Origin of the sequence: Micrococcus sp. KRD077, assembly GCF_017168505.1 — a bacterium.
Lineage (GTDB): Bacteria > Actinomycetota > Actinomycetes > Actinomycetales > Micrococcaceae > Micrococcus > Micrococcus luteus.
Genome location: NZ_JABFAZ010000043.1, coordinates 1 through 7,807, shown reverse-complemented (window position 1 = coordinate 7,807; position 7,807 = coordinate 1). Strand labels below are relative to the sequence as shown.

The window sequence follows — 7,807 nt, the reverse complement described above, 5'->3', positions numbered from 1 at the left end:
GACGCGCTTTCGAACGTGGCAGAGGGCCTACCCCACGTTCGAAAGTGCGGGTCAGGCGTCGAAGGGGCGGCCCGTCAGGCGCTCGTACGCCTCCACGTAGCGGTCGCGGGTCTTGGCTACGACGTCGTCGTCGCGGCCCTGGACCAGAAGTTCACCGCCGACGTGCTCGCCGACGCGCGGATCAGGGGCATCGCCAACTACGCGGTCGGCTACAACAACGTGGACGTGGCCGCCGCGACGCGGCGGGGGATCGCCGTCGGCAACACCCCGGACGTGCTCACGGACGCCACCGCGGACATCGCGATGCTCCTGATCCTCGGGGTGACCCGCCGTGCCCCCGAGGGTGAGCGGATGGTGCGCGAGGGACGCTTCCACGGCTGGGCGCCGGACCTGCTCGTGGGCCGGGACGTGCGTGGCGCGACCCTGGGCCTGGCCGGTTTCGGGCGGATCGGCAAGGCGGTGGCCGAGCGTGCGCTCGCCTTCGGCATGGAGGTCGTGTTCGCGCCGCGGCCGCCCGCGCACCGGGAGGTCGCGGCCGCGGAGCTCGGCGACCTCGCCGGCCGCGTCCGTCAGGTCCGCTGGGAGGAGCTCGTCGAGGTCGCGGACGTCCTGTCCCTCCACGTGCCCCTGACGGACGACACCCATCACCTCGTGGATGCGGACGTGATCGCGAAGATGAAGGACGACGCCGTCCTCGTCAACACGGCCCGGGGGCCCGTGGTGGACGAGGCGGCCCTCGTCACCGCCCTGCGCGAGGGGCGGCTCTTCGGCGCCGGTCTGGACGTCTACGAGGACGAGCCCGCCCTCGCCCCGGGCCTGGCCGAGCTGGAGAACGTGATGCTCCTGCCGCATCTGGGCTCCGCCACCCGGGACACCCGCGCCGCGATGGCCGAGCTGGCCGCGCGCAACGCGATCGCCATGGCCACGGGCGCGGAGGCCCCGGCCCTCGTCAACCCCGAGGTGCGCGGCTGACCGGCGGGGCGCCGTCGGTAGACTCGGGGACCGTGACCACCCAGAACTCCGCCTCCGCCGCCGTCGACCACCACGATCAGCAGGCCGTCCGCGCCGCCAAGCGTGAGCAGCTGCTCGCCTCGGGCCGCGAGGCCTACCCCGTGCAGGTGCCGCGCACCCACGCGCTGGCCGAGGTGCGTGAGCGGTTCGACGGCCACGAGCCCGACTGGACCTCGGGCGAGACCGTGTCGGTGACCGGGCGCGTCGTCTTCCTCCGCAACACCGGCAAGCTCTGCTTCGCCACCCTGCAGGAGTCCGGCGCGGACGGGGAGGCCGTCCGCCTCCAGGTCATGGTGTCCCTGGCCGCCGTCGGTGAGGAGTCCCTGGCCGAGTGGAAGAAGGTCGTGGACCTGGGCGACTTCCTCTCCGTCACCGGCGAGGTGATCGTCTCGCGCCGCGGCGAGCTGTCCATCATGGCCTCGGCGTGGGAGATGGCCTCCAAGGCGCTGCGCCCCCTGCCCGTGCTGCACGCGGACCTGAACGAGGAGACCCGCGTCCGCCAGCGCTACGCGGACCTGATCGTGCGCGAGGAGGCCCGCCGCATGGTCTACACCCGGGCCAAGGTCACCTCGGCGGTGCGGCGCACCCTCGAGGGCCACGGCTACGTGGAGGTGGAGACCCCGATGCTCCAGCTGGTCCACGGCGGCGCCCTCGCACGTCCCTTCGAGACGCACCTCAACGCGTTCGACCAGCCGATGACCCTGCGCATCGCCACCGAGCTGTACCTCAAGCGCGCCGTCGTCGGCGGCATCGACCGCGTGTTCGAGATCGGCCGCGTGTTCCGCAACGAGGGCGTGGACTCGACCCACTCGCCCGAGTTCACCACCCTCGAGTCCTATGAGGCGTGGGCGGACATGCACGTCATGGCCGAGCGCATGCAGGAGATCATCCTCAACGCCGCGGACGCGGTGGGCGCCGGGCGTCGGCTCGAGACCGCGAAGGGCGTCATCGACCTCGACGGCGAGTGGGCCTGGGTCGCCGTGTACCCGGGGCTGTCCGAGGCCGTGGGCCGCGAGATCACCCCGGAGACGGACGCCGAGACGCTGCGGGCGATCGCCGCGGAGCACGAGGTCAAGGTGGACCCCGCGTGGGACGCGGAGAAGCTCGTGATCGAGCTGTTCGGCGAGATCGTGGAGCCCACCCTGATGAACCCCACGTTCGTGTACGACTACCCGCCGGCCGCCCAGCCGCTCGCGCGCCCGCACCGCTCGGACGACCGGGTCATCGAGGCCTGGGACCTGATCATCGGCGGCATGGAGCGCGGCACCGCGTTCTCCGAGCTGATCGACCCCGTCATCCAGCGCGAGCGCCTGACCGCCCAGTCGGCGATGGCGGCCGCCGGCGACGACGAGGCGATGCAGCTGGACGAGGACTTCCTGCGCGCCCTCGAGTACGGCGCCCCGCCCATGGGCGGCATCGGCCTGGGCATCGACCGCCTGGTGATGCTGTTCACGGACGCCGGCATCCGCGAGACCATCCTCTTCCCGCTGCTCAAGCCGGAGGCCTGACATGGCCGCCTTCTGGGACTACTTCTCCGTCCTCGCCCCCTCGATCGGCCTCGGGCTCATCTTCTGGCTGGTGATGCGCTCCCTGCTGCGTTCGGACACGGGTGAGCGCGAGAGTCAGGCCCGCCGGCTCTCGGGCGCGGACGCGCGGGCGGCCCGCGAGGAGGCCGAGGCCCGTGAGTGGGCGGCCCGACGCCGAGCCGAGGGAGGGCCGGGGGCTGATCCGGAGGACCGCGCCCGGTGAGATTCCTTCCCCGGCGTTGAAGAATCCTTCTGCCCGGCTTCGTTGCGGTATTCTTGAATCACCACAAGTGCACGGCCGGAATCGTGAGCACGCGGGAAAGAACCCCGAGAGCGAAGACCGGAACCCAGGGACACGCGCACGAGAGAAGAAAGTGGGAATCACCGTTGGCACAGAAGGTAGAAGTGGTCCTCGTGGATGATCTTGACAGTTCGCCTGCAGATGAGACCGTGAACTTTGCATTGGACGGTCGCAATTACGAGATCGACCTGTCGAAGGAGCACGCTGCGGAACTCCGTGAGTTCCTGAAGCCCTACATGAAGAAGGGCCGCGCCGTGGCGCCGCCGTCGCCCAAGGTCGAGGCCGCCCAGATCCGCAAGTGGGCGGCCGAGAACGGCTACGAGGTCTCGAGCCGCGGTCGCCTGCACCGCGACGTGGTGGAGGCCTACCGCAACGCGAAGCGCAAGTGAGCGTCCCGCCCGGGTGCGTCGAGGAATCGGCGTCCCCGGGCCTCGTTCCGGCCCCTCCCGAGGACGGCCGGGCCGCTTCTCCCGCTGGCGAACAGCCGCGCGGCACGCGGTCCGGGTGCGTAGTGTCGACCACGACCGTACGCAAGGAGTGTGCCCATGTTCGAGAGATTCACCGACCGCGCCCGGCGGGTGGTCGTGCTCGCCCAGGAAGAGGCGCGCATGCTCAACCACAGCTACATCGGCACCGAGCACATCCTGCTCGGTCTGATCCACGAGGGTGAGGGCGTCGCAGCCAAGGCACTGGAGTCCATGGACATCTCCCTGGGCGCCGTGCGAGAGAAGGTGCAGGAGGACATCGGCCAGGGTCAGCAGAACCCGCCCGGCCACATCCCCTTCACGCCGCGCGCCAAGAAGGTGCTCGAGCTGTCCCTGCGCGAGGCGCTGCAGCTCGGCCACAACTACATCGGCACCGAGCACATCCTGCTCGGCCTGATCCGCGAGGGCGAGGGCGTGGCCGCCCAGGTCCTCGTGCAGCTCGGCGCGGACCTGAACCGCGTCCGTCAGACGGTCATCCAGCTGCTCTCCGGCTACCAGGGCGGCGCCCAGGGTGGCAAGGAGACCGCGGGTGCCGGGGTGGGCCAGGGCGGCGAGGCCGGCCAGAACGCCGGCTCCGTGGTGCTGGACCAGTTCGGACGCAACCTCACCGCGGCCGCGCACGACGGCAAGCTGGATCCCGTCATCGGGCGTGCGGGTGAGATGGAGCGCGTCATGCAGGTGCTCTCCCGCCGCACCAAGAACAACCCCGTGCTCATCGGCGAGCCCGGCGTCGGCAAGACCGCCGTCGTCGAGGGCCTGGCCCAGGCGATCGACCGCGGCGACGTCCCGGAGACGCTCAGGGACAAGCAGCTCTACTCGCTGGACCTCGGCTCCCTCGTGGCCGGCTCCCGCTACCGCGGCGACTTCGAGGAGCGCCTGAAGAAGGTGCTCAAGGAGATCCGCACGCGCGGGGACATCATCCTGTTCATCGACGAGATCCACACCCTCGTCGGGGCGGGTGCGGCCGAGGGCGCGATCGACGCCGCCAGCATCCTCAAGCCGATGCTGGCCCGCGGTGAGCTGCAGACCATCGGCGCCACCACGCTGGACGAGTACCGCAAGCACATCGAGAAGGACGCCGCGCTCGAGCGCCGCTTCCAGCCGATCCAGGTCGCCGAGCCGTCCGTCGAGGACGCCACGGAGATCCTGCGCGGCCTGCGGGACCGCTACGAGGCGCACCACAAGGTCTCCATCACCGACGGCGCGCTCAAGGCCGCCGCCGGCCTGGCGGACCGCTACGTCTCCGACCGGCACCTGCCGGACAAGGCCATCGACCTGATCGACGAGGCCGGCGCGCGTCTGCGCATCCGTCGCATGACCGTGCCGCCGGAGATCAAGGCCTACGAGTCCCGGATCGCGGAGGTGCGCACCCAGAAGGAGGCCGCCATCGACGGCCAGGACTTCGAGGGCGCCGCCCGCCTGCGGGACCAGGAGCAGCAGCTCGGGGACGAGCGCCGCGAGAAGGAGCAGGCGTGGCGCACCGGCGCGGACGCCGACGTCGCCACGGTGGACGAGGACCTCATCGCCGAGGTGCTCTCCAAGTCCACCGGCATCCCGGTGTTCAAGCTCACCGAGGAGGAGACGGACCGCCTGCGCAACATGGAGGACGAGCTCCACCGCCGCGTGATCGGCCAGGACGAGGCCATCAAGTCCCTGTCCCGCGCCATCCGCCGCACCCGCGCGGGCCTGAAGGACCCGAACCGCCCCTCGGGGTCGTTCATCTTCGCCGGCCCCACCGGCGTCGGCAAGACGGAGCTGGCCAAGTCCCTCGCGGAGTTCCTCTTCGGGGACGAGGACGCGCTCATCACGCTGGACATGTCCGAGTTCCAGGAGAAGCACACCGTCTCGCGTCTGTTCGGCGCCCCTCCCGGCTACGTGGGCTACGAGGAGGGCGGCCAGCTCACCGAGAAGGTCCGCCGCCGTCCGTTCTCCGTGGTGCTGTTCGACGAGGTGGAGAAGGCCCATCAGGACCTGTTCAACTCCCTGCTGCAGATCCTCGAGGACGGTCGCCTGACCGACTCGCAGGGCCGTGTGGTGGACTTCAAGAACACCGTGATCATCATGACCACGAACCTCGGCACCCGGGACATCTCCAAGGGCGTCATGACCGGCTTCCAGTCGGCCACGGACACCACCACCGGGTACGAGCGGATGAAGGGCAAGGTCAAGGAGGAGCTGCGCCAGCACTTCCGCCCCGAGTTCCTCAACCGTGTGGACGACGTGATCGTGTTCCCGCAGCTGCAGAAGCACGAGATCGTGGAGATCGTGGACCTGTTCGTCTCCCGCCTCGGCAAGCGCCTGGCGGAGCAGGACCTGTCCATCGAGCTCACCCAGTCCGCCAAGGATCTGCTCGCGGACCGCGGCTACGATCCGGCCATGGGCGCCCGCCCGCTGCGCCGCACCATCCAGCAGATGGTGGAGGACCAGCTCTCGGAGAAGATCCTCTTCGGCGAGATCCCGGCCGGCTCCCTCATCACCGTGGACGCCACGGGCGAGGGGGAGGGCGCCGAGCTGACGTTCGCGTTCTCCGGCGGCCGGGAGGCCCTGGAGGGTGCGGACCTGGCCGAGCTCGAGTCCGGTGCCGGCGATCCGGTGGACGCCGACCGCTCCGTGTGACCTGCGGGGTCTGACCCACGACGCCGGACCGCGCGTCCGGTGGCCACGGCCCGTCGCCCCTCCCCCTCGGGGAGGAGGCGGCGGGCCGTCGTCGTGCCCCCGCGGGGACGCCGGGGCCGAGGTCCGCGACACCGCCGCCGGCATCAAGGACGGCCTCGCGAAGGACCGCTGAACCGGCCCGCCTCTCCGGAGGCACGAGAGGGGTTCCCTCGCGGCGGGATCGGTGCCACTGTGGTCTGTGACCGCTCGACGGTGGTCCTGTCTCCGCTTCGACCCGGCGCTCGCCGGGACGGCTGCGGGGCAGCCCCGAGAAGAAGGAGGCCGCCCATGGGTATCGGTGACCTGAACAACCTCGCAAACCAGCACTCGGACAAGATCGACGAGGCCGTGGACAACGCTCAGGAGCAGCACGGCGACAAGCTCGGCGAGCACGGCGACACCGTGAACAAGGGTGTCGACGGCGCGCAGGAGAAGTTCCTGTCCGGGGACGAGGGCGAGCAGCAGGCCTGAGCCTGCCGTCGACGCCGCGGGAGCCCCCGCCCGGTCCGCCGGGACGGGGGCTCCCGTCTGTCCGGGGTCGGGATGTCCGTGCCTAGACTGGACCCCATGCCTGCCGACCGCCCCCTCACCCTCCGCTCGGCGCGGACCCAGGACGTCCCGGTCATCCAGGCGCTCGTGGAGCCGCTGGCGCGGGAGCGCGTGCTGCTCCAGAAGGAGGCGGTGGCCTACTACGAGGCCATCCAGGAGTTCGTGGTCGCCGAGGAGGCGGACGGGACCCTGGCCGGCTTCGGCGCCCTCCACGTGATGTGGCAGGACATCGCCGAGGTCCGCACCCTCGCCGTCTCGGAGGCCCACCGGGGGACCGGCGTCGGGCACCTGATCATCGAGGAGCTGCTGGACCGTGCGCGGGCCGTGGGCGTCGAGCGGGTCTTCTGCCTGACCTTCGAGGTCGAGTTCTTCCGCCGGCACGGTTTCGAGGTGATGGCGGACCAGTCCGCCGTGGACCCGGAGGTCTACGCGGAACTGCTGCGCTCCACGGACGAGGGCGTCGCCGAGTTCCTGGACCTCGCCCGGGTCAAGCCGAACACGCTCGGCAACACGCGGATGATCCGCCGCCTCTGAGCCGCCGCACCGCGGGCCGCCCCAGGCCCCGGCGAGGTCAGGCCGGGAAGGTGAGGCCGCCGTCGTCGTCCCGGGCCAGCAGCCCGTCCGACACGAGCCCGGCGACGCACCGCGCCCACTGCGCGTCGTCGGGGCGGTGCGACCCGAGCCGCCCCCCGGCCACGACGACGGCGGGCACCTCCGCCTCGGCCACGCGCCCGTGCTCGCGGACGGCGGCCATCACGGCCCCGCGCACCTGACGGTCCGTGCCGGCCCAGGCCTGGCCGCGCGGCACCTCCACCGGCGGCGGGGAGCCCGCTGCGACCCACGCGCACGTCTCCGCCAGCGGGCAGCGGTCGCAGGCGGGGGAGCGGGCGGTGCAGACGAGGGCCCCGAGTTCCATGACGGCCGCGTTCCACGCGTTGGCGCGGGCGGGGTCCTCGGGCATGAGGGCCTGGGCGCGGCGCATCTCGGCGCGGGTCAGCGACCTGCCGGGCAGGGCCTCACCCGCGACCGCGCGCGCGATCACCCGGCGCACGTTGGTGTCCACGACGGTCTCGGGGACGCCGAACGCGAAGCTCGCGACCGCCGCGGCCGTGTACTCGCCGATGCCGGGCAGGGCGCGCAGGGCGGCGGGGTCGGCCGGCACCCGGCCGTCGTGGCGCCCGACGACGGCCCGGGCGGCCTCCTGGAGGCGCAGGGCCCGGCGCGGGTAGCCGAGTCGGTCCCAGGCCGTGAGCACGTCTGCGGTGGGGGCGGCGGCCAGG

8 protein-coding genes are annotated in these 7,807 nt (G+C 71.8%); 7 read left to right on the top strand and 1 reads right to left on the bottom strand.

Annotated features, from left to right (window positions below):
* Window positions 1–15: 15 nt before the first annotated feature.
* From J1M39_RS10805 to J1M39_RS10775, 7 genes are all read left to right on the top strand, one after another.
* A complete protein-coding gene (locus tag J1M39_RS10805) occupies window positions 16–972 on the top strand; it encodes a 2-hydroxyacid dehydrogenase (protein WP_446740328.1) in 957 nt (318 codons plus the stop codon).
* A 32-nt stretch (window positions 973–1,004) separates the two neighbouring features.
* Window positions 1,005–2,519 (top strand): lysine--tRNA ligase, encoded by a 1,515-nt coding sequence (gene lysS, locus J1M39_RS10800; RefSeq protein WP_036384191.1) that lies wholly within the window; start codon window positions 1,005–1,007, stop codon window positions 2,517–2,519.
* Window position 2,520: 1 nt separating this feature from the next.
* Window positions 2,521–2,760: a hypothetical protein gene (locus J1M39_RS10795; protein WP_041104642.1), complete on the top strand. Its 240-nt coding sequence runs from the start codon at window positions 2,521–2,523 to the stop codon at window positions 2,758–2,760.
* 83 nt (window positions 2,761–2,843) lie between these two features.
* Window positions 2,844–3,227, top strand: coding sequence for a histone-like nucleoid-structuring protein Lsr2 (locus J1M39_RS10790; RefSeq protein ID WP_370446019.1), 384 nt, complete (start codon window positions 2,844–2,846; stop codon window positions 3,225–3,227).
* A 156-nt stretch (window positions 3,228–3,383) separates the two neighbouring features.
* The gene (locus J1M39_RS10785) at window positions 3,384–5,939 is read left to right on the top strand and encodes an ATP-dependent Clp protease ATP-binding subunit (protein WP_041104641.1); all 2,556 of its coding nucleotides are present in this window, start codon (window positions 3,384–3,386) and stop codon (window positions 5,937–5,939) included.
* 327 nt (window positions 5,940–6,266) lie between these two features.
* Window positions 6,267–6,449, top strand: coding sequence for an Rv0909 family putative TA system antitoxin (locus J1M39_RS10780; RefSeq protein ID WP_041104640.1), 183 nt, complete (start codon window positions 6,267–6,269; stop codon window positions 6,447–6,449).
* A 96-nt stretch (window positions 6,450–6,545) separates the two neighbouring features.
* On the top strand, window positions 6,546–7,061 hold the full coding sequence (locus tag J1M39_RS10775) for an amino-acid N-acetyltransferase (protein WP_002856080.1): 516 nt from the start codon (window positions 6,546–6,548) through the stop codon (window positions 7,059–7,061).
* 37 nt (window positions 7,062–7,098) lie between these two features.
* Here the strand turns inward: J1M39_RS10775 and J1M39_RS10770 are convergent.
* Window positions 7,099–7,807: A/G-specific adenine glycosylase (locus tag J1M39_RS10770; protein ID WP_206496772.1), on the bottom strand; the 709-nt coding region annotated here is incomplete at its 5' end.

Excerpts from the sequence above, each read along its gene's own strand:
- J1M39_RS10795 (WP_041104642.1), top strand. The coding sequence starts at position 2,521 with ATGGCCGCCTTCTGGGACTACTTCTCCGTCCTCGCCCCCTCGATCGGC.
- J1M39_RS10785 (WP_041104641.1), top strand. The coding sequence starts at position 3,384 with ATGTTCGAGAGATTCACCGACCGCGCCCGGCGGGTGGTCGTGCTCGCC.
- J1M39_RS10780 (WP_041104640.1), top strand. The coding sequence starts at position 6,267 with ATGGGTATCGGTGACCTGAACAACCTCGCAAACCAGCACTCGGACAAG.
- J1M39_RS10775 (WP_002856080.1), top strand. The coding sequence starts at position 6,546 with ATGCCTGCCGACCGCCCCCTCACCCTCCGCTCGGCGCGGACCCAGGAC.